This window comes from uncultured Candidatus Kuenenia sp. (genome assembly GCF_900696675.1).
Lineage (GTDB): Bacteria > Planctomycetota > Brocadiia > Brocadiales > Brocadiaceae > Kuenenia > Kuenenia stuttgartiensis_A.
Genome location: NZ_CAADGZ010000035.1, coordinates 1 through 22,246, shown reverse-complemented (window position 1 = coordinate 22,246; position 22,246 = coordinate 1). Strand labels below are relative to the sequence as shown.

Below are 22,246 nucleotides of genomic sequence, written 5' to 3'. Positions count from 1 at the left end.
TGGCATGGATGACGTTTGGTACAGTCAATAATGGAATTGACAATACAAAGGTTATGATTGCAAACGGCGCTACTAAAAATCATGGTTTACCTGCTGCCGCACAATGTTTGGTTAAGTTGTGGAGTGAATTAACGGATAGGGCAAAAGATACTTTTTATTTTACAGTACGCCTCTGGGAGGTTGGAATTTTTCGATGAGTTTCTTTATGAACAAAAGTTCTTCTCTTTGGGTCTCAAGAATGGTTTCCATCTGTGTTTGCCGGCGATGCATCTGCCATTGCATGCGTAGCACAAACCCAAAAATTACCAGGGCAATGGTTATAAAAAGCCCAAGCGTCCATTGTAGTGTGTCAAAACGATTGCCTACTTCTTCAAAACGGCTGTTTATGTCTGTACGGAGGTCGTCGATGCGTTTATTGAGCTTGGAGTCAAGAGCGTCGATACGTTTATTGAGGTTGGAGTCTAGATCATCAATGCGTTTATTGAGGTTGGAGTCTAGATCATCAATGCGTTTATTGAGGTTGGAGTCTAGATCATCAATGCGTTTATTGAGGCTTTTATCCACGGTATCAAGCTTTTCATCAAGTCTTTTTAAATTTCCTCGTATTTCAGCAAGTGACTCTATGATCTCACGGTCAGATATGCGGGGGGCGGTCTCTACGGCAATGACGGTATGCTGGAGAATAAAGAAGGAGATCAGTATGATGGCGCTCAATATCTTATTCATAATGCAAAAGGCTACTTTTTGTGCCGGGTATTGTCAACAGAAAAATGAAGGACACCGGATTTGCACGGATTAAATACAAATTTTAGTAGGGGCGAAGCATTTGCGATAACTGGCATACATGCGTTCATGTCCAAACATGCAAATGCTTCGCCCCTACGGTTTCAAAAAACCAAAGTGTTACAAAAACTATAGTGTAACAAAAATTTATGGATTATTCTGCCATGGACGCATGAGCGCCCTGTATGTGCATTTCTACATGGAACGTAGTATGAAACGAGGATATTTTTATGAGACAAAAACAAATATTTTTTGCGTTAACATGCATCTTCCTGTCTCTGCCATTATCACGGGCAGCCTTTGCACAATTTTCCCTATCGCCTCCAAATATTAACTCGGTTCCGCTGCCCACCGGTTCGGGCGCAAGGGCTATTGCACAGGGAAGCGCCTTTATAGCCGTCGTGGACGGCGCTACTGCCGCCTCAAGGAATCCCGGCGCCCTGACACAGTTGTAAAAGCCGGAAATCTCCATAGTGGGTTCTTTTCTGGCAACGGATCAGGATTTTGATCCGGGGCTTACCGGACTCACCCTTGACAATGAATCCGTATCGCGTGGCGATTTGAATTACGCCAGCGCTGCGTATCCTTTCAGGGTCTTCGGGAAAAACATGGTTGCGGCGTTAAACTATCAGCAGATTTATGATTTCCACATGGACGTGGACCTTAGCATGTCCATTGATGACCCATCCCCGCCGTCATTAAATTACATGCAAACGATACAATTTGAATCAAAAGGCGGCATCGGGGCGTTAACGCCCGCGCTGTCAGTACTTGTCACGCCCAAAATATCCGTCGGCATACTGGTCAACATTTGAGCAGAAAGACGAAGAGGGCAATACATCACGTCCACTGGAAGGCGCATCCACAGACAGAGATATTGATGACACCTTTGCCATCAGTACCGGTAAGGAATATTTGATTTTCCGCAAAAAAACCATCATTCCTCTTCTCGGGGGACTTTTTTATGATCCCAGCCCCTCACTTGGAAATCCTACCAATGTGTACGGTTTTAGCGTTGGAAGCGGCATTTCCACGAAACGATTCAGCCTTGACGCCGCCTACCAATTCAGATGGGCAAATGACGTTGACGGCGAAGATTTTGGACTATCGGGCACCAGCTTTGACCTCAATGAACACATGTTTCTTACCTCCCTTATTGTTTATTTCTGATCTGCATTGTCAACGCCAACCCGATAATGGTGAAATCCGAAACACGAAATCCGAAACAAATTCTAATGACAAAATGATTTGAAATTCTAAACAAATGCGTCTTCCGTTTGTTGCCAAAAAGATAAAACATTGACACATAAACGAGTAAGAATGTAGAATATCGCAGAAACGTCTGCCTTTTGGCGGACAGTGAGAATTATGGGGTTGTGAAGATTAAGGAATAGCATTGAATTGAAACGTAATCTTGTTGGGAGGCATGCAGTATGTCGGGAAGTAAAATTATTACCGTACAAAGACATATAATTGAACAAGAGCGGGATCACCCTGAGGCCACAGGCGAGCTAACAGGGCTACTGTGGGACTTAACCATTGCCGCAAAGATCATTTCACGGGAAGTAAATCGTGCCGGGCTTGCCGATATATTGGGTCTCACAGGACAGGAAAATATCCATGGAGAAGAAGTTAAAAAACTAGACGAGTATGCCAATGACGTCATTATAAAATCCATGGATCATGGAGGTCATCTTTGTGTTATGGCATCGGAAGAAAATGAAGACATTATCCCGATACCAGACCAGTATCCCAAAGGCAAATACATGCTCATGTTCGACCCCCTTGACGGATCTTCAAACATTGACGCAAACGTAAGCGTAGGCACCATATTTTCCATTTATCGAAGAAAAACGACTGCTGGCAATGGAACACTTGAGGATTGCCTGAGAAAGGGCGTGGAGCAAGTTGCCGCGGGTTATATTGTATATGGTTCAAGCACCATGCTGGTATATACTGCCGGACACGGTTCCCATGGATTCACGCTTGACCCTGGCATCGGAGAGTTTTTACTCTCGCACAAAAACATTCAAATCCCTTCCAGAGGCAAGATTTACAGTATCAATGAGGGAAACACAAATACATGGGACGAAGGGACACGTAAGTATATTAACGATCTGAAAAAGGTAACCCCTGAGACGGGGCAAAAGCCTTATTCTCTCCGGTACATTGGTTCCCTGGTGGCAGATTTTCATAGAACCCTTTTGTATGGAGGCATCTTTCTGTATCCTGCCGATTATAAAGACCCGAACAAACCAAAATCAAAACTCAGATTGCTCTATGAAGCAGCTCCACTTGCCTTTATTGTTGAACAGGCAGGCGGCAAGGCTTCCACCGGCGATACTGCCATCATGGAAATAAAAGCGGAACAACTCCACCAAAAAACGCCTCTTATTATCGGGAGCAAAGAAGACGTGGAGAAATATGAAGGATATTTCAAAAATAAATAAAAATATACGGAAGGGAGTATACTGTTTATGCTATACACAACAAAAGAAGAACTATTCAATAATATCAAAGGCGTTATCGATATTCAAAAAGACGGAACTGTTTCTATAATCAATAAAGATGCGTTAAGAACAAAAACGATAGATAAAATCGTTTACAATGCCGTTTTCAACAGTGACAGCAATCTGAAAGATATCTCACGGTGGCTAATCTGGTCGGCCAGTAATGCGCTTGGCAATGCGTCATCTTCCATACAATCGCTTTATGATGCGATGGGACGGAGAGAATACAAGGGTTTCACCGTGCCGGCCATCAACATTCGGGGACTTACCTATGACGTTGCCCGCGCTGTGTTTTGTGCGGCAAAGAAAAACAATGCGGCTGCAATAATATTTGAGATCGCACGATCGGAAATCGGATATACCGGTCAGCGGCCTGCAGAATACACAGCGGTTGTCCTTGCGGCAGCTATCAGGGAAGGGCATGAATACCCTGTATTTATTCAGGGCGATCACTTCCAGATTATTCTCCGGAAATACCAGGCAGACAAAGAAGCAGAGCTTGCTACGGTAAAAAACCTCATAAAAGAGGCCATCGATGGAGGTTTTTATAATATTGACGTCGATACCTCTACACTGGTCGATTTGAGCAAACCCGATCTTGCCGGGCAGCAACGTCTCAATTTTGAACTTGCCGCCGAACTTACCGCGTATATCAGGTCATTGGAACCAAAGGGCATTACGATATCCGTTGGCGGAGAAATCGGCGAAGTGGGAAAAAAGAACAGCACTATTGAAGAACTGCGTGCGTTCATGGATGGATACAACGCCACTTTAAAAACAAAGGGCAGCGGATTAAAAGGCATCAGCAAAATCAGCGTGCAGACGGGCACATCCCATGGAGGGGTCGTACTTCCTGACGGAACCATTGCCAACGTGAAACTGGATTTTGACACTTTAAAAACCTTGTCAAATACTGCAAAGGATGAATACGGCATGAGCGGGGCAGTGCAGCATGGCGCTTCAACGCTTCCTGCTGATGCGTTCAGCAAATTTCCGGAAGCAGATACGGCGGAAGTGCATCTCGCCACAGAATTTCAAAATATGATTTATGATAACAGCGCCTTCCCCGCAGATTTTAAGAAAGAGATATACGAACTCCTCAAAGACAAATGCCGCAGCGAATGGAAGGAAGGCCAGACCGAAGAACAGTTTATCTACACAACCAGAAAAATGGGATTCGGCCCTTTCAAGCAGAAATTCTGGGATTTACCGGAAAATATCAGGGCAAAAATCGGACAGGATCTTGAAGATAAATTTGACTTCCTCTTTAAAAAATTAAACATAGTCAATTCAAAAGAGATCATTAAAAACACAATTCAACCGGTACCGGTAAAGGTAGCATTGCCAACACCTTGATTCGTTAATTCGTTGATTGGTCAAACAGTTAAATCGTTTTAACTACCTAACGACTTAACGACTTAACCACTTAACCATTTTGTCAATTTAACCATATTTGAAAATTCAGTTGACTTTCATAATTTCTCATTTATTATTCATTATACAATAATGCTGCCGACGGAAATGATAGTATATTGACAATTCCTTCCGGATTCTCAATTTAATCTTCCAGGAATTTTCAATCTTTTAAATAAACACTACATTAAGTGTATTTTAAAATAATTCCGGTGAAATATGTTGGAAGCAGTTAAAAATTCTGAAATTCCTGTAAATCGTAGAAAATTGCTCTACTTTACCGGCTGGGGTTTTATAGGTATATTTGCTGCCACAATCACCGGCTCAATTATCAGATTTTTTTTCCCCAGAACTATCTTCGAACCCCCCACGCGTTATTCAATCGGTTTCCCCTCCCAATATGCTTCAGGCGTAAGCGAAAAATTTAAAAAACAATTCAGGATTTGGATAGTCAAGGAAGATGATACATTGTATGTCATTGAGGCAAAGTGTACTCACCTGGGCTGTACCCCGAACTGGTTGGCCTCCGAGGGGAAATTCAAATGTCCATGTCATGGCAGCGGTTTTACCCCTGATGGAATTAACATTGAAGGCCCTGCGCCGAGGCCCCTGGAGCGATTTAAAGTGGCATTGGGCGATGACGGGCAGATCATTGTCGATGAAAGCACCCGATACAGGGGTGAACGGGGTGAATGGGACAAACCCGGGGCATTTTTAAAGGTATAATCCATGGAAAATCCGCAGAAAGATACATTTTTCAGAAAATACAAAAGGCTTTTAAAAGAAGAAGGATTCTTTAGTGCAGTCCGCAACAGCGTCTTTCGGTCAAAAGTATGGGAGTCTGTTTTCCGGCATGGTTTTTCAGACACGCCTAAAAACAGGATGTTAAAGGTCATTTCCAATGTTTTCCTCCATTTGCATCCCGCAAAGGTAAAACGACACGCACCGCAATTTAAGTTTACATGGTGTATGGGGGGCATTAGCTTCTTCCTGTTTTTAACGCTTACAGTTACCGGCGTACTATTGATGTTTTATTACCGGCCTACGGTACATGATGCGTATTGGGATATAAAAGATCTTGAATATCAGGTGCCGTTTGGGGCATTACTGAGGAATCTGCATCGATGGGCAGCGCATTTAATGGTAATTACGGTGTGGCTGCATATGTTTCGCGTTTTTGCAACGGGTTCGTATAAACCGCCAAGAGAATTTAATTGGTGTGTCGGCGTTGTTCTGCTGGTGGTTACCCTTCTCCTGAGCTTTACCGGTTATTTGCTTACATGGGATCAATTGGGTTTCTGGGCTGTTACGGTCGGAACAAACATGGCACGTTCCACTCCATTGCTTGGCCATGAAGGACCTTTCGGGGAACAATTGGGTATGACCGCCCACAATGATATACGTTTTGCCCTTCTGGGCGGTTCGCTGGTTGGAAGTAATGCGTTATTAAGGGCGTATGTATGGCATTGCATAGGACTTCCATTAATTATCAGCATATTTATGATGGTGCATTTCTGGCGAATTCGCAAAGACGGAGGCATATCAGGGCCGCTTTGATAGTGTTATTTATCGATTTCAAATTATGGAAAATATATGGGCTATTATAACTAAACCGGATAACATCCCCATTGTGGCATTGATCTTTTTGCTGTGTATCTTCTCCTTTATTACCTTTCAGCAGGCATTCAGAAACGATCGAAGGCTGAAACAAGAGGAACGCCGGAAAGGAGAACAGTGATCTATGGAATACACGCTTATCAAGACAGATGATCATTGGTTTCGGCAAAATATCAATTGCCAGTACGCATGTCCCGTCAACACTCCCGCAATGAATTATATAGAACTTATTGCCGAGGAGAATTTCGATGCATCATTAAACCTTAATTTTATGGCAAATCTCTTTCCCCCTATTCTCGGAAGGGTTTGCACCCATCCTTGCGAAACCGCGTGCAGGAGAGGAGCAATTGACAGCCCCATTGCCATATGCACTCTGAAAAGAAGTGCCGCTGATTTTGCCCTTCATCCATTTCCCCAAAAAAAAGTTGCCGTTAAAAAAACCGGCAAACGCATCGCAATTATTGGTTCAGGCCCATGCGGCCTTGCGGCAGCCCATGATTTAGCGGTAAAGGGGCACGATGTTATTATATATGAAGCGCTGCCGGTTGCAGGGGGCATGCTCAGTGTGGGAATCCCCCCCTATCGTCTGCCGCGCAGCATAATAGAGAATACGCTACAATGGATAAAGGGGTTTGGCGTTGAAATCCTTATAAACACACCGGTAAACACGCCGGAAAAGTTTGAGGAACTCTTACAGACATTTGACGCCGTGTACATTGCCGCCGGCGCACATAAATCATCCCGCATGGATATTCCCGGCGAAGACCTGGAAGGGGTAATACATGGCGTTTCCTTTATGAAAGAAACCAACCTTGGCACAATAAAAAACGTTCCGAAAAGCGTGGTGGTGATCGGGGGCGGCTTCACAGCTATCGATTGCGCACGTACATCTCTAAGGCTGGATGCCGGAAAGGCATCGATTGTGTATCGGAGAACCAGGGAAGAAATGCCGGCGGGCGAGATGGAGGTTCAAATGGCGGAAGAAGAGGGCATTGAAATGCTTTGCCTGACTTCTCCTGTCAGGCTGATTGGAAAAGACGGAAAAGTTACGCATATAGAATGTGTAAGGAATGAACCTGGCAAACCCGATGAATCCGGACGCCGCAGACCGGAGGTTATTGAAGGGAGCAATTTTACCATACCTGTAGATTTGGTTATCCCCGCCATCGGGCAGGCGCCGGATATTGTATTCCTTTCAGAACGACTGGGCGTAAAGGTCAACAAATGGGGGATGCCTTTAATTGATGAAACAGGCATGACGTCACGGAAAGGGGTATTTGCAGGCGGAGACTGCGTGACGGGACCCCGCAATGTAATTGAGGTGATTGCTGACGGAAGAAAGGCGGCAGGTTCGATACATACTTTTTTGACCGGACAGGAAAAGGGAGATTATCAATTTTATTATAAACACCAAAGCCCTTCAAAAAGAGTCTCCGATTATGAAGTAGCTCCCAGACAAAAGCAGGAATCGCTTCCCCTGGACAAAAGAGGCTGCTTAGACGCCGAATCAGAACTGGGATTTTCCATGGAGAATACCCTGAAAGAGGCAAATCGCTGCCTGCTTTGTCATTACAATATATTTATCGATGAGAAGTGCATATTATGCGGCGGTTGCATCGATGTTTGCCCTTACAATTGCATATCGATGGTTTCGCGTGAAAATATTTCGTTGCCAGATTCCTTACGCAATGAAGAAAACATCCCCGAAGAATGGGATGCCGCAATGATAATAGATGAAGAAAAGTGTATCCGGTGCGGATTGTGCGTTAAACGTTGCCCCACAAGGGCAATTACCATGAAACGCTTCGCCTATTCAGAGGGGTAATATTTCTATAAAAATACGTTGGCTGATCACTGCAAAAAAAAGCAGGGGCGAAGCATTTGCCGTAAATTGTCATAAATACATTCATACCCAAACGGGCAAATGCTTCGCCCCTACCCTATGCGACAAACATCGCTATTATTGGAATTTTTCAAAAAACTAAAGTGTTGCAAAAAATGTAACAGCGGCAAAAACAGATTGAAGACCTTTTTACGAAACAGATATGAGTAATAGCGAGGAAAATAAAGAAAAGAAAGACCGGCATCGCGCCCTTGCCTTTATAAAAGGCAAGACGTCTGCCAGGGAAAAAGATATTGATATATCGGAAGATGAAATAGCCACATGGCCATTCTTGATAAGAAAAGAGTTCCTGGCGGCTATTATTTGCACAATCATACTCATCGTCTGGTCTGTCCTGTTTGACGCTCCCCTTGAAGAAATTTCAGACCCTACCATGACTCCAAATCCTGCAAAGGCACCCTGGTATTTTCTGGGATTGCAGGAAATGCTTGTTTATTTTGACCCATGGATTGCCGGCGTTATTTTCCCGATGCTGATAATTGCCGGGTTAATGGTCATTCCCTATGTGGATAGTAATCCAAAGGGGAATGGTTATTATACCTTTAAAGAAAGAAAATTTGCGATGCTGACCTTTTGCTTTGGGTTTCACGTCTTATGGATATTGCTGATCATCGTCGGGGTGTTTATGCGTGGACCAGGCTGGTTGTGGTTTTGGCCATGGCATGAGTGGGACCCACATCGGGTTGTTGCGGAAACAAATTATGATCTGACCAGCCTTATAGGGATCAGGTCGAATTCTTTGCCGGGCTTTATGCTTGGCGGGTTAGTGTTGTTTGGTTATTTTTATTTGGGGATATCCTTCCCCTACCGGTTTTTAAAACGCAGAAAAAGTTTGGCTATAGAGAAGCTCGGGTTCATTAGATATACAATCGTTGCCTTCCTCTTTCTCTGCATGATGGCGCTTCCGATAAAAGTATGCCTGCGATTGGTGTTTCACATAAAATATACCTGGGTGACCCCCTGGTTTAACATATAATTTTCTATTATTTACGTGTGATTATGGAAACCGGAAAAGTACGAAAAAAAGAAAAGAGAGAAGAGGAAAAGTCCTATTCGGCGGCGTTTGCGGTTGTAAGCTTTATCCTTGCTGCAGTTGCCTTGTGGGCAGTAGTGAATGAAGTAGTTGACAGACGGCCATGGAAAAAATATCAAAAGAAATTTTATCAGTTGGAATATGAAAAAGCAGGGGAAGAATACACAAAGTCAGTCGCCATTTTCGAGAGTCCCGAAGTACAAAAAAAATATACGGAGGCAAAAGAAAACCTGAAACATGCACAGGATGCCTTCATTGCTCCAGCAGTACAGAAGGAGTATCAAAACCTGTTAACCGAAGAAAAGCGCGCCGGACAGGAAGTCGAGTCATTGAAATTTCTGTCCGTGGTGGCACGAAATAAAATCTCTGAGAAAGAATACCTTTATGGGAAAACGCAGAATGAACAATTGAAAGAAGAAATAGCTGCGCTGGAAAAAGAAAATGAAGAACGTGCCATGAAACGGAAGGTGGCTGAAAACCGGCTTGCATTAATCAGGACAAGGCAGGGAGAATTGAAAAAAGATGTTATAACTTATACAAATGAATTAGATTCATACACTTCGGGAGTAGCGTATAGCAAAAACAAATTAAATAAATTCAAAACAGCACGTACAGGTCTCCAGGTATACCAAACCTATCTGGAAGATATAAATATAGTTGATCGATGCATGTCCTGCCACCCCGGCATAGATAAACCTGAAAGTGTTTCAGAAGAACAGCCATATGCAAGCCATCCCGACAGACAATTATATCTGGGAAATCACCCGCCTGAAAAATTTGGCTGCGTTTTATGCCACGAAGGACAATCAAGCGCAACATCAGGGGTGAAAAAAGCGCACGGAGAGGTTGAATACTGGCTTACTCCAATATACCGCGGTGTCGTTGCGCAGGCCTCATGCATCAGATGCCATAATGGTGTAAGGGAAGTAAAGGGGGCAGAGGTACTTTGGGAAGGGAAAAAGTTATTCGGGGAACTTGGTTGTTATGGTTGCCATGATACAGAAGGTTTTGGAGAGTATAAGGACAGAATTATAGGTCCCGGTTTGCGTAATATTAAAAACAAGGTAAAACCCGGATGGTTAACTGACTGGATAAGAGATCCAAAGGCTTTCAGGCCAACCACCCGAATGCCGGACTTTAAATTGTCCGAAGAAGAATCCCGTGCAATAGCAGCATATCTATGGCAACACGCTGACAATGCGGAAGACGATAATGACGAAATAATCCGGCTTACCGAGGAAGAGTACGAACGTGGCGATTTCCTTTTTGAACAAACAGGCTGTTTGGCATGCCATAGTTATGAAGAAGGGGCGGAAAGAACGTTTGCCCCCAATCTGGCAAAGACTGGCGCAAAGATGCGCGATATGTATCTGGTTGAATGGATACTCAATCCAAAAAGTAAAGAACCACTTACAAGGATGCCAAATTTCAGGATAGACGACGTAAATGCCCGCCTCATCGCCGGATATTTAATAGGCAAAACAAAACAACCTTCTGACGATGATGAAACTAAGAATATTGAATGGTTAACAGACAAAAACAAGGCGCGCACGGGCGAGGCTTTAATCAAAAGATATGGCTGTTTTGGATGCCATGAAATTAAGGGCATGGAAGGACTTGGCAAAATTGGCGCAGAATTGTCCGATATCGGATCGAAACACATACCCTTATTCGATTTCGGGCTTTTGGAAAAAAAGATACTTGGCGAGGCAGGGCTGAAACATTATACGGAAAACATTGGCGAGGCAAGAAGGGCATGGTTGCAGGCAAAATTGCAGCACCCAAGACAGTTTGACGAAGGGAAGTATAAAAAGCCGGAAGACCGGCTGAAGATGCCAGACTTTAGATTGTCCGTGGAACAGATAAAAGCGTTGGTCATCTTTCTTTCAGGATTAAGGGATGAAAAATTGCCGGAGAAATATGTTGCGTCGTTATCTGAGAGACAAAAGGTAATTGCGGAAGGCAGGATGATTATAAACAAATACAATTGCTCCGGATGCCATCAGTTTGATTTGGACAGAATATATCTTAACGATGGTATAGAACTTTCGGGAATGGTAAAAATAGAAGAGGATGACGGCGTTTATTTTCAATTAATGGAAGATAACGAGCGCTACGGGCACAAAGCCGGTGATGTGGTATTTATTGCAGCAGAGGATGTTGCAAAACAGGACAGAGTAACGGAAATTGAACTGGCGAGCCGTATTATAGCATATCATGTGGAAGAAGGAGGCATCATGCCTGAAGAGGCACGGGTCTTTGTACCACCATTATTATACGGTGAAGGTAAGAAGGTGCAATGCGAGTGGACATTTTCATTTTTAAAAGAACCCTTTGATCTCAGGCCATGGCTCGATGTAAAAATGGCGATGTTTGGCATGTCAGCAGAAGAGGCAACCAAACTGGCAATATTTCTCGCCGCAAAAGATGAGGAACAATACCCATATGAATATATCGAAGAAACAAAAAAGGGATATATAGAAAAAAAAGAACTGGCATTTCCCGGGTATCTCGAAGCTGCGAAAAAGCTATTCGAATCTGAAAATGTTCATTGCCTGCAATGCCATATCAGAGGCAGTAAAATGCCGGAAGGGGAGCCCGCAGACTGGGCGCCTGATCTAATGCTTGCAAAGACACGGCTCAAGCCGGAGTGGATTAAGAAATGGCTTTTAGACCCGCAATCGATTCAGCCGGGAACAAAAATGCCTAAATTTTTCAGAGAAGGAGAATTTCAGGAATATATTCCCGGAACACCTGAAGAACAGGTAGAGGTTATGAAGGATTTTTTGATGAACCTTTGGGAATAGCACTACAAAGAAACAACCATGACTGGGTTAATGCACTGCCAATTTTTGTGCTGGACGTAAGAATAAAATGTTGCTTTAGGTAACACTTTAGTTTTTTGGAAAACGTATCACCTAATAGAGCGCAAAATATTGCATCTCTCTACCGTAGGAGCAAGCAGTCTCCCTGTCAATCATTCATTTTACAGGTTGCTCCTGACGGAGCTATTTATCCTAAGCTAGCATAGCCAGAACTAAACAAGCACGAAATACGAAAGATGCTCTCGTTTAGCATTTCAAATAATACTCTCGTTCCCAAGCTCCGGCTTGGGAACGCAATTGTTTGAGAAGCTCCAGCTTCGCCTGGAAAAAAAGAATGAAAAATGCTACCGATGATATTTAAAAATATCTTTCGGTGCTTCATCTTACCCATTTAGTCCACATACAAAGTTTAAACTGAATAATTATGACGAAAGGGAAGCGGGAGCTTCCAATGCATTTACGTTCCCAAGCCGGAGCTTGGGAACGAGCACTTTTACTTTTTAAAGAATATAAACTGTTAGCGCTTTAGTTATTATTCAAGGTTAACGCAAGGGTTCTTTCGCCTCCAGTTTTTTAATTGCCTCTAATACTTTCGACCTGTCGGTTGGGTTTGTCGCATATTTAACACAATTCCGGTATTGTTCGAGGGCCTTTGCCGTGTTCTTTTTTGCTTCATAGAGGGCAGCTATGGTAAAATTGGATTCAAAATCCGCCGGGTCGATATTCAGCACTTTTTTAAAAGCATCCATGGATGCCTCTCCTTTGTCCTCCAGTAGATACAACACTCCCAACTGTTTAAAATATTTAGCATGGTTCATTGGGTATATTGTTAATGCATGATTGTAGACTGTTATTGCTTTTGAAAAGCTACCGGCAATAACATAGGCATTGGCAAGTTCGTGAAAGAGGTCTAACCCTAAAAAGGACATGTACCTTATATGTTCTTCATTGCCTGAATCAAATAAATGTATTGCCTTTTCTCCCGTTTTTATTAAACGGTCGATTTTTTCAGGATTCTCCAGATAATGGGAAAATAACGTATATTGCAGAACAAACTCTTCCGGCATATCAGAAACAAGTTCCAGTAATTTGTTTTCCGTTTCCTGATATGTGAATTTTCCCTGATAGTAACTTTCTATGATATCTTCGGCAGTTTCCATTACTTTGTCTGAAAGGCAAAGTCTTGTGATTTGCTGCACAAGTTTTTCAAACATTTCCGGAATTTTCTCCGCTGACTCGCATTCCCCCACCAATGCACCCACCGTTTTATCCTTCATCTCCTGCAGTCTTACTGTTTCTATTTCCTTTGCATTTATCACTTCGATATCTGCCCGGTATCCCTCGCCAAATTGGGAAAGACTGCCTTTTATCCCGAAATCTGCATTTAATTGCTTTGTCATTTTTACTACTTTTTCCCACTCAAAACTAAAAAAAAGGTCTATAATATCTTTATTACTAAAGTTTGAACCTTTTTCCACGTTGTCAATCTTGTAGAAATTATGCAAAACAGTTTTTCTCACATAATGGTAAGTACGTTTCTGGTCTATTACGCTAAAAAGACCAGACCGGATGAACTCGCTTTGTATAATACGTTCCACCCCTGCAATTTGACCCTCTGATCCAAGGTTATACACAAAGGGAAAGATAACAACCTTATATTTTTGTTCCTGCGCAGGCAAGGTTTGCGCTGAAAAGATAAAAAAAGTAATAGTGAATATTAATGATGTATAAGTTTTTTTTAACATTTTTAAGGGGCATCTTTTTATTAAAGGGATTATCAGTATTAAGTTTGTTTTAAAATAAATAAAAAAAGCCCGATCATTTGTAGTTAATACAAATTAGCAGGCTCTTATTACCACTCCGGGATTTACGAGAAAGTAAAAACATGTTTAAAATGGATTCGGAAGGGTGCCGGGAGATGACTACCGCAGTTTTTGTATTTGGCAAAAAGTTTTTTATGCCTTGTTTTTGAATGCAGCTATTATTTTATCCGCCACTTCTTCTGATATTTCCTCTTTTTCATAAAACCCTGTTTCCAGTTTTTCTTTTACTTCCACTAATTTTGCAGACCTTGTATCCGATACTTCGTTTTTAACGATTGCTTTCAGATTTTCAATTTTTTCGCTAAAAATCCTGGACTCCTGAGAAATGCTAACGGCGTCTTGTTTTTCGGAACTGGTATTCCCCTCTTTCTCTCTGTTTTTTACCGGCTTATTCGCTTCGTAACGCTTCAAGCCAATACTTTTCAGCATGGAGGGGTCGCTCGTTATTCTATCCATAGTACCTTCCTTAATATTCAAAAATGTTTTTTTAAGTTTGTAGATTTAAATTTCGCACTGTACAGAACAAATAAAAGGCGCGTTTAATATCATTTTTAGTTAAATTTTGCCGCCATTAAAAATTATATCTTCATTGTATCGTTATTCAAAACTTTATTCTCTCAGAACCGTATACGTTTATTGTGGTGCAACGCTAGTTTTGATATCGGCAAAAATGGGCACTGATTTAGGTTTTTATCAAAGTATTTTTGTTTCTCTCTGATAGCAGGTTTTTTGAAACCGTAGGGACGAAGCATTTGCTATAACGGGCAGACATGCGTTCATGCTCAAACGGCCAAATGCTTCACCCCTACACCGTGCGGCAAATATCGTTATTATTGGAATTTTTCAAAAAACGAAATTGATACAATTTAGCGCATGTTTTCCACGTATAAGATATATATAAAATGATTAGAACAGCAGTCTAACAGAATATATTTGACATCAGCCAAAAAATGTGCTATAGAGGAATTCATGTTTTTTTAAAGTTCGTAACTTACATTCTATCAATGATATACATATAAAACAGGAGCTGTCAATTGACCATTATTTATAGTATTAAAGCAAGAGAGATTTTGGATTCAAGGGGAAATCCTACCGTAGAAGTCGATGTGATTTTGAAGAATGGAATTATGGGCCGTGCCGCCGTGCCTTCCGGAGCTTCCACAGGAAAAAGGGAGGCCCTGGAACTGAGAGATACTGATAAACCTTCACGATTTATGGGCAAAGGGGTTCAGACTGCGGTTAAAAACGTAAATGAAATTATTTCTCATAAACTCGAAGGAATGGATGCAACCCGCCAGGTAGAGATTGACAACCTGTTAATACAATTAGATGGCACCAAAAACAAAGAGAAACTCGGGGCAAATGCTATTTTAGGCGTTTCGCTTGCAACGGCAAAAGCGGCTGCTAATGCATTGGGGGTTCCCCTATACCGGTATATTGGCGGTACGAATGCAAAGGTTTTGCCCGTCCCCATGATGAATATCCTGAATGGCGGCAAACATGCCGACAACAATCTTGATATACAGGAGTTTATGATTGTGCCGGTAAATGCGGACAGCTTTGCGAACGCCTTGCGCACCGGCGCAGAAATATTTCATACCCTTCGCTCTGTTTTAAAATCAAATGGATACAACACTAATGTTGGAGATGAGGGCGGTTTTGCTCCGAATTTGAAAACTAATGAAGAGGCGATTGATTTGATTCTTCAGGCGATTAAAGACGCCGGGTATAGTGCGGGAAAAGATGTTTATCTTGCGTTAGACTCTGCTGCCAGTGAATTTTATCAGGAAGGAAAATACGTATTGCGCACAGAGGGTTGCAAGAAAAAAACAAGCGATGAAATCATCGCCCTTTACACGGAATTTTTGAATAAGTATCCTATTTGCAGCATTGAGGATGGTTTGGCGGAGGACGATTGGGATGGTTGGGTTAAACTTACCAATCAACTGGGAAAAAAGGTTCAAATCGTAGGAGACGACATATTCGTTACAAATACGGAAATCCTGGCAAAGGGAATTGAAAGAGGCGTAGCCAATTCCATTTTAATCAAGGTCAACCAAATTGGCACTTTAACAGAAACGTTAGATGCAATTGAACTGGCAAAGACGAATGGCTACTCAGTCGTCATTTCTCATCGGTCAGGCGAAACAGAAGATTACACCATCGCAGACATAGCAGTAGCCACCAATGCCGGCCAAATAAAAACCGGTTCACTAAGCAGGACGGATCGTATATGCAAATACAATCAACTTTTACGTATAGAAGAAGACCTCTCGGATAACGCAATATATGGAGGTAAATTATGCAGACTGCAAAAACAGGTATAGAGCATGGCAATCATTTTCGGGGAAATCTTTTTTGTGAGAAAAGAGAGGAAAAACCCTTTTATTTCGGCAAATACATCCTGATTACCCTTGTCACCTCATTTGTCGTAGTACTCTTCTCCTACCTAATTACGCATGCCCGTCAGGAAAGATTTCGTATGTTAGAAACAAAAAGGATTCTTGAGGGACATGTGGTACAATTAAGATTGGAAAACGACAGTCTCGAGAGCGAGTATTCCTCTTTACAGAAAGACCCTCTCCGTATTGAAAAAGAAGCGCGTGAACAATTAGGATATTTTGCGCCTGGAGAGGTTTTTTATGATAAGTATCGTTTTAATATAAAAAGCGTCCCCGGAAAAAAGCCCGTTGCTGCAACTGCCCCAAACCGGTGGAAATCATTCCTCTTCGACGGGTCTTTTCCATGGCAGCTTCCTGCCATGATAATTCTTGTTACCGCCGCATATTATCTGATTACCTACTATTATGAATATAGAAAATTATATAAATCAAATCGTTAGAGATGCGAAAAGCGCTTCGCGGCGTATTGCTACGGCAAGCACAGCGTTAAAAAATACTGCACTTGATTATATTGCGGAAGGCATAAATTCCTCTGCGGATTTCATTCTAACGGAAAATAAAAAAGATGTGCTCGCCGCAAAACAAGCCGGACTGTCAGAAGCGATGATTGACCGCCTATCCCTGACCGATAAACGTATCAACGCAATGGCTGACGGTGTAAGGCAAATCATTCATCTTGCCGACCCTGTAGGAGAAATTATTCATGGGCATACACGGCCAAATGGTTTGCAGATAAAAAAAATACGCACACCAATCGGCGTAATTGTTATTATTTATGAATCACGGCCTAATGTGACCGCCGATGCTGCGGCATTGTGTCTGAAAGCAGGAAATGCCGTTATATTAAGGGGTGGGAAAGAGGCGATTCATTCTAATATTGCGCTGTATAAAATACTTACTGCCGCTTTGGAAAAGGCAGGACTCGATAAAAACGGCATACAGCTTGTCGAAATTACAGAGAGGGAGGCGATTGATTATTTACTTACGTCTGACAAATATGTTGACGTCGTCATTCCTCGTGGCGGAGAAGCACTCATCCGTACCGTCGTTGAAAAATCGACCATCCCTGTTATAAAACACTATAAAGGCGTTTGCCATACCTACGTGGATGAATTTGCCGATCTGAAAATTGCCGAAGAGGTTTGTTTCAATGCCAAGGTTCAGCGGCCTGCAACCTGTAATGCAATGGAGACGATGCTGGTGCATGAAAATATCGCTCCCGTTTTTTTGCCAAAAATAGCGAAAAGATTAGTTGATTCCGGCGTGCAATTGCTGGGTTGCAAAAAAACATGTACCTTTTTAGATACGATAAAACCGGCAACGGACGAAGATTATCATAATGAATACCTGGATATGGTGTTAAACATAAAAGTAGTGGATTCAATAGATGACGCTATTTCTCATATAACAAAATACGGTTCAGGTCATTCAGAGGCAATCATCACTACCAATTATAGTAATGCCCTGCAATTTACCGGCGAGGTAGACGCCGCAGCGGTATACGTCAACGCCTCTACCCGTTTTACCGATGGCTATGAGTTTGGCATGGGGGCTGAAATTGGCATTAGCACGGATAAACTCCACGCCAGAGGGCCAATGGGACTTGCAGAACTTACCTCCTATAAATTTGTGGTTTTTGGAAACGGCCAATTGCGGGAATAACTACGAAGTACGATTTGGAATTTGGGACTTGGGATTTTAAATCATACCTCGTAATTCGTAATTCGTAATTCGCTTTTTGCGGCAAATTAACTTCCAAAGAAATACCTTCCCTGCCGTAAGGGCATTCATAAAACTTGCTTCACCAGAAAAAAATGATATAAATTATTGTTTGTTTTGCGGAAATAGGACTTTTAAATAATTTCAAACGAATCAGGGAAACCTTTCATTATTTTTTTATTTGGTGTAAATATTATGGGAAAAGCAGCTTTTGGTGAAAGATCAATAGCAGAACTCGAGAATATGATTCTGGAACTTGAACATCGTATAGAAGATTTAGAAAATGCCTCTTTAAAAGGCGAATCAGAGCATGACGATGAATTACGCTACTTAAGGGAAGAGCAAGAACAGATACAAAAGGAAATCTTTGCTAAATTAACCCCTTATGATATCGTTAAAATCGCACGGCATCCCTTACGCCCACTGTCAACAGACTATATAAATTTTATCGTGGAAGACTTTGTTGAACTCCATGGGGATAAACGATTTGGCGATGATAAGGCAATGGTTTGCGGTTTTGGCAAGATTGATGAGGAAAAGGTGTTAATCGTAGGACACCGAAAGGGGAAAAGCACAAAGGAACGTATTGCGTGTAATTTTGGCATGCCAAATCCTGAAGGATACCGGAAGTCATTGCAAAAGATGAAGCTTGCGGAAAAGTTTAAATTACCTGTTATTACTTTAATAGATACCCCGGGGGCAAATCCTGATATTGGAGCGGAAGAAAGGGGGCAGGCACATGCTATTGCAGAGAGTATTTATGAGATGTCCCGGCTGAGAACGCCTATAATAAATATCGTTATCGGCGAAGGCGGCAGCGGAGGGGCATTAGGAATCGGAATTGGCGATATATTTGCAATTCTCGAATATGCCTACTATTCCGTTATTTCCCCAGAGGGATGTGCCGCAATATTATGGAAAAATGGAGAAATGGCGCCGGAAGCTGCTAAAAAACTACACTTAACTGCCAAGGATTTATTGAATTTGTGCATTGCGGATGAAATCATACCTGAACCATCCGGCGCTGCCCATAAAGACCCCGAAAAGACTGCCTCGACAATGAAATCGTTTCTGCTTAAATATCTGCATCAGTTAAAAACTATCCCTACCGACAAACTTATAGAAGACAGATACAACAGATACCGTAAAATAGGGAAATATCTGGAGGTTTAAACCAGAATACGAAGTACGATTTTACGATTTTTTTAATCTGTGCAATCGTTCTACAGAGCTCACGACGAAGTCTGTGTAATCGGTGGCTTCCTTTTTTATTAATTTACGACTTGGGACTTGTGATTTTTAAATCGTACTTTGTAGCTCATAACTCGTACTTCGTATTCCTACCTGTTTTCAATCATTTCCAGGTATTTTTTTATTTTTAAATGCCCCGGGCTAATCGCAATCGCTTCTTTCAACAACGTTTCTGCCCTATCTTTATTGCCTTGTTCGTAATGTATAACCCCTGCACGGAAAAGTGCTTCTGTGTGAGAAGGTTTAATACGAATGGTTTCTTCAAATGCTTGTAATGCGAGGGCATTATTTCCCATCCTGAGAAATACGTACCCAAGATTAAAACGAAAATCGGGATTATCGGGAAGTAAATGAACTGCCTCCTGAAACTCTGACAGCGCACTATCCATGTCGCCTTTTTTTGCGAGGGAGGCGCCAAGGTTGTTGTGGGCATAAGGATACAAGGGGTCATATTTTATTGCCTGACGATATTCTTCTATCGCCTTATCAAGGATACCTTTTTTGTCATAAAGAGCACCAAGATTGTTGTGGGCATATGCCAGCGCCTGGTCAATCGCCAGTGCGGATTGATATGCCTCCACGGCAAGTTCGAATTGGTTTTTTGATTCATAAACATTGCCCAGATTGTAATATGCGTCACTGTTTAATGGGTCTGCGGCAACCGCCTTCTTGTACGCGGCAATCGCATCTTCATCCATGCCTCTTTTGTTATACAATACGCCTAAATTATTATGTGCATCGGCAAAACCGGGGTCGATTGCCAAAGCCGTATTGTATTCCTCAAACGCATCGTCATATTGTTCCATCTCAAAATAAATCTTCCCAAGGTTGTTATGCGCTTGTTTGTAATCCTGTTTTATTTGGAGTGCTTTTTTGTAAGAAGAAATTGCCTGGGGCAACTGATTCTTTTTTTTGTAAGCATTCCCCATATTGTAGTGCACCGTAGCATAACGGGTAAATCCGGTTTCCTGTGATTTTTCTATTGCTTTGCGGTAATACATAAGGGCGGTATCCGGGTCATCTTTTTTATTATACTGCGTGCCAAGATTATTATAGGTAGTAAAGCTGCAGAGTGGATTTTGAGCGGAATTGTACCACAGTGTAAATTCATTTTCCCAATGTCTGTTCCGGGTGATTGTGATGATCGCACAAACTATTAAAACCGGAATGATGAAAGAGTATTTAATCGCTTTCTTTTGATGTGTAATTGCCGTTGAAAAAACTATACAACATCCTATGAATGGCAAATAAAGATAGCGGTCTGCCATAAGATTGCTTAACGGAATAATGTTTATGACAGGAAGGAGGGAAATAAAAAACCACAATATCCCAAACAATATGAAATAAAATCTTTCCTGTCGAAATGTTGCGCTATTTTTATCACATTGCTGCGGTTTGAAGGTTTGAAATATGCATTTTCTTTTTAAACGGAGAATGATAACAATAAGAGTTGTTAAAAATAAAAATGGCACAATAAAGGCAACCGACAGAGGCGATTTAATGGGTAAGACATGGTAGTCCACATTAAGATTAAAAGGTATAAAGATATTGGAAATGTATCTGCCTGTTACTTTTGTTGATGTAAACAAGGCCGTCAGGAAACTATTACCGGGATATTCGATATTCTCATGGATATTACGAAATACGATAAATCTGAGGATGAGATACATAATGCTGATCCCTATATAGCTTATGAAATGAGGAGATACGGCTATTTTTGCAAAAGCCCTGAAGAAAAGGCACGCCCTGTTTTTCCAATACCCGGGTTTTGAGGAGTTGTTTTGGGCATCTTCGGTGGGACCTGCACAGCGGTTGATATGGAAAGCGCCTGGTTCTTTTTCCAGGGATGGAGAGGGGATGTTTACCGTGCGTTCTTTGAAAAGGAAGCAAAAGGAAAAGATTAATCCCGGCAGCACAATGGCAGATTCCTTGGAAAGCAATGCCAGGAAATAGGTTGTCATTGCCGCAATATAAACAGGAATACAATGTTTGATTGCAGGCATTGGCGCCATTTCAGTAAAGAATATCCGGCGACGGTCTTTTGTTTTCTCAGGGTATGCGAGAGAAGACGTTTTTTTGTCAGAGAGCAGAAAAAGCAAAAAGGAGAGCAGTGCAAAATTGGTTGCAAGCAGGTCTTCTCTATAACTTATTGCGTTAACCGTTTCGTTTACAATGGGGTGCATTATGAACAACAGGGCAGCTAAAAATGCATGATTGATGTATGATGCACTGCCCTCTATATACTGAGAAGCGGGGTATTTGACGGGGAAAAAGCATCTGCCCAAACAGCATATAAGAAAATACACCAGCACCGAATTTATTGTGTGTGATACTACGTTTGTGATGTGATAACCCATTGGGCGGGATTGCCAGAGTGAATAGTCCACAAAATAAGAAAGAGTCACTACCGGCCTGTATGTCAGCTCTCCGGAGCGGGCAAAATAATCGTGGGTAAATAAGGCGGAAAGATTCCGCCAGTCTTCAATAAAATGGTTATCTATAATGGTAGAATTGTCATCGTAAACAAACTGGTTTGGCAGACAATTTAAATACGTGAGAATTGAAACGGTGGAAAGAATGACGATTGATAGAATATGTAATGATTTTTTGTTGCTATATATAGTCAAAAGCATTTATTTTTTAAAAAAATGGTTTTTTTCTTGCATTTAAAAACGCTCGTTCCCAAGCACGAAACACGAAACACGAAACAAATTCTAATGACAAAATGATTTGAAATTCTAAACAAATGTAACACTTTAGTTTTTTTAAAAAACAAAAATACTCGTTCCCAAACCTTGTACTGAACATAGTGAAGTATCTGTTTGGGAATGCATTTGTTTGAGAAACTCCGGTTTCTCGCCTGTTTGCTGATAGATAGGGAATAAAATCACAGGGTTAAGACAGTTTGTAATTTGTCAAGTCAGACCCTCACTGGAAACAAAGTTTCCAGTGCAATTGCGTTCCCAA

19 protein-coding genes are annotated in these 22,246 nt (G+C 41.8%); 14 read left to right on the top strand and 5 right to left on the bottom strand.

The window, feature by feature from the left end; all coding sequences use genetic code 11:
• Positions 1–159: 159 nt before the first annotated feature.
• Together QZT26_RS07370 and QZT26_RS07365 are read right to left on the bottom strand one after the other, a co-directional pair.
• Positions 160–726, bottom strand: coding sequence for a coiled-coil domain-containing protein (locus tag QZT26_RS07370; protein ID WP_295101440.1), 567 nt, complete (start codon positions 724–726; stop codon positions 160–162).
• A 211-nt stretch (positions 727–937) separates the two neighbouring features.
• Positions 938–1,255, bottom strand: coding sequence for a hypothetical protein (locus tag QZT26_RS07365; protein WP_230405739.1), 318 nt, complete (start codon positions 1,253–1,255; stop codon positions 938–940).
• A 1-nt stretch (position 1,256) separates the two neighbouring features.
• On the opposite strand from QZT26_RS07365, the gene QZT26_RS07360 reads away from it, so the two are divergent.
• The 10 genes from QZT26_RS07360 (at position 1,257) to QZT26_RS07315 (ending at position 12,066) form a co-directional block, all read left to right on the top strand.
• Entirely contained in the window at positions 1,257–1,598 is a 342-nt protein-coding gene (locus tag QZT26_RS07360) for a hypothetical protein (RefSeq protein ID WP_230405738.1), read from the top strand.
• Entirely contained in the window at positions 1,555–1,953 is a 399-nt protein-coding gene (locus tag QZT26_RS07355; protein ID WP_230405737.1) for a hypothetical protein, read from the top strand. Before QZT26_RS07360 ends, QZT26_RS07355 begins: the two co-directional genes overlap by 44 nt.
• Positions 1,954–2,216: 263 nt before the next feature.
• Complete coding sequence (gene fbp / locus QZT26_RS07350; RefSeq protein ID WP_099324543.1) at positions 2,217–3,233, top strand: class 1 fructose-bisphosphatase; 1,017 nt, start codon at positions 2,217–2,219, stop codon at positions 3,231–3,233.
• Positions 3,234–3,260: 27 nt separating this feature from the next.
• The gene (locus QZT26_RS07345) at positions 3,261–4,649 is read left to right on the top strand and encodes a class II fructose-bisphosphate aldolase (protein ID WP_295101437.1); all 1,389 of its coding nucleotides are present in this window, start codon (positions 3,261–3,263) and stop codon (positions 4,647–4,649) included.
• A 276-nt stretch (positions 4,650–4,925) separates the two neighbouring features.
• Positions 4,926–5,432 (top strand): Rieske 2Fe-2S domain-containing protein, encoded by a 507-nt coding sequence (locus QZT26_RS07340; RefSeq protein WP_099324545.1) that lies wholly within the window; start codon positions 4,926–4,928, stop codon positions 5,430–5,432.
• A 3-nt stretch (positions 5,433–5,435) separates the two neighbouring features.
• Positions 5,436–6,263 (top strand): cytochrome b N-terminal domain-containing protein, encoded by an 828-nt coding sequence (locus tag QZT26_RS07335; protein WP_099324546.1) that lies wholly within the window; start codon positions 5,436–5,438, stop codon positions 6,261–6,263.
• 25 nt (positions 6,264–6,288) lie between these two features.
• Positions 6,289–6,444 carry a hypothetical protein gene (locus QZT26_RS07330; protein ID WP_164994551.1) on the top strand — a complete coding sequence of 52 codons (156 nt, stop codon included), beginning with the start codon at positions 6,289–6,291 and terminating at the stop codon, positions 6,442–6,444.
• Positions 6,445–6,447: 3 nt separating this feature from the next.
• Positions 6,448–8,148, top strand: coding sequence for an FAD-dependent oxidoreductase (locus tag QZT26_RS07325; RefSeq protein WP_099324547.1), 1,701 nt, complete (start codon positions 6,448–6,450; stop codon positions 8,146–8,148).
• Between the two features lie 220 nt (positions 8,149–8,368).
• Positions 8,369–9,202, top strand: a complete 834-nt coding sequence (locus QZT26_RS07320; protein ID WP_295101435.1) for a cytochrome C — start codon at positions 8,369–8,371, stop codon at positions 9,200–9,202.
• 23 nt (positions 9,203–9,225) lie between these two features.
• Positions 9,226–12,066, top strand: coding sequence for a c-type cytochrome (locus tag QZT26_RS07315; protein ID WP_295101433.1), 2,841 nt, complete (start codon positions 9,226–9,228; stop codon positions 12,064–12,066).
• Between the two features lie 560 nt (positions 12,067–12,626).
• Here the strand turns inward: QZT26_RS07315 and QZT26_RS07310 are convergent.
• A complete protein-coding gene (locus tag QZT26_RS07310) occupies positions 12,627–13,829 on the bottom strand; it encodes a hypothetical protein (RefSeq protein WP_295101431.1) in 1,203 nt (400 codons plus the stop codon).
• A 210-nt stretch (positions 13,830–14,039) separates the two neighbouring features.
• Positions 14,040–14,363 carry a hypothetical protein gene (locus QZT26_RS07305; protein ID WP_099324551.1) on the bottom strand — a complete coding sequence of 108 codons (324 nt, stop codon included), beginning with the start codon at positions 14,361–14,363 and terminating at the stop codon, positions 14,040–14,042.
• Positions 14,364–14,941: 578 nt separating this feature from the next.
• Here QZT26_RS07305 and eno point away from each other — a divergent pair.
• The 4 genes from eno to QZT26_RS07285 all read left to right on the top strand — a co-directional run bounded on the left by eno (position 14,942) and on the right by QZT26_RS07285 (position 19,201).
• Positions 14,942–16,234, top strand: coding sequence for a phosphopyruvate hydratase (gene eno, locus QZT26_RS07300; RefSeq protein ID WP_099324552.1), 1,293 nt, complete (start codon positions 14,942–14,944; stop codon positions 16,232–16,234).
• The gene (locus QZT26_RS07295) at positions 16,210–16,749 is read left to right on the top strand and encodes a septum formation initiator family protein (RefSeq protein WP_099324553.1); all 540 of its coding nucleotides are present in this window, start codon (positions 16,210–16,212) and stop codon (positions 16,747–16,749) included. The genes eno and QZT26_RS07295 overlap by 25 nt, the downstream gene beginning before the upstream one ends.
• Complete coding sequence (locus tag QZT26_RS07290) at positions 16,715–17,971, top strand: glutamate-5-semialdehyde dehydrogenase (RefSeq protein WP_099324554.1); 1,257 nt, start codon at positions 16,715–16,717, stop codon at positions 17,969–17,971. Before QZT26_RS07295 ends, QZT26_RS07290 begins: the two co-directional genes overlap by 35 nt.
• Positions 17,972–18,223: 252 nt before the next feature.
• Positions 18,224–19,201 carry an acetyl-CoA carboxylase carboxyltransferase subunit alpha gene (locus QZT26_RS07285; RefSeq protein WP_099324555.1) on the top strand — a complete coding sequence of 326 codons (978 nt, stop codon included), beginning with the start codon at positions 18,224–18,226 and terminating at the stop codon, positions 19,199–19,201.
• A 167-nt stretch (positions 19,202–19,368) separates the two neighbouring features.
• Here QZT26_RS07285 and QZT26_RS07280 read toward each other — a convergent pair whose 3' ends face one another.
• On the bottom strand, positions 19,369–21,912 hold the full coding sequence (locus QZT26_RS07280; protein WP_295101426.1) for a tetratricopeptide repeat protein: 2,544 nt from the start codon (positions 21,910–21,912) through the stop codon (positions 19,369–19,371).
• Positions 21,913–22,246: the final 334 nt, after the last annotated feature.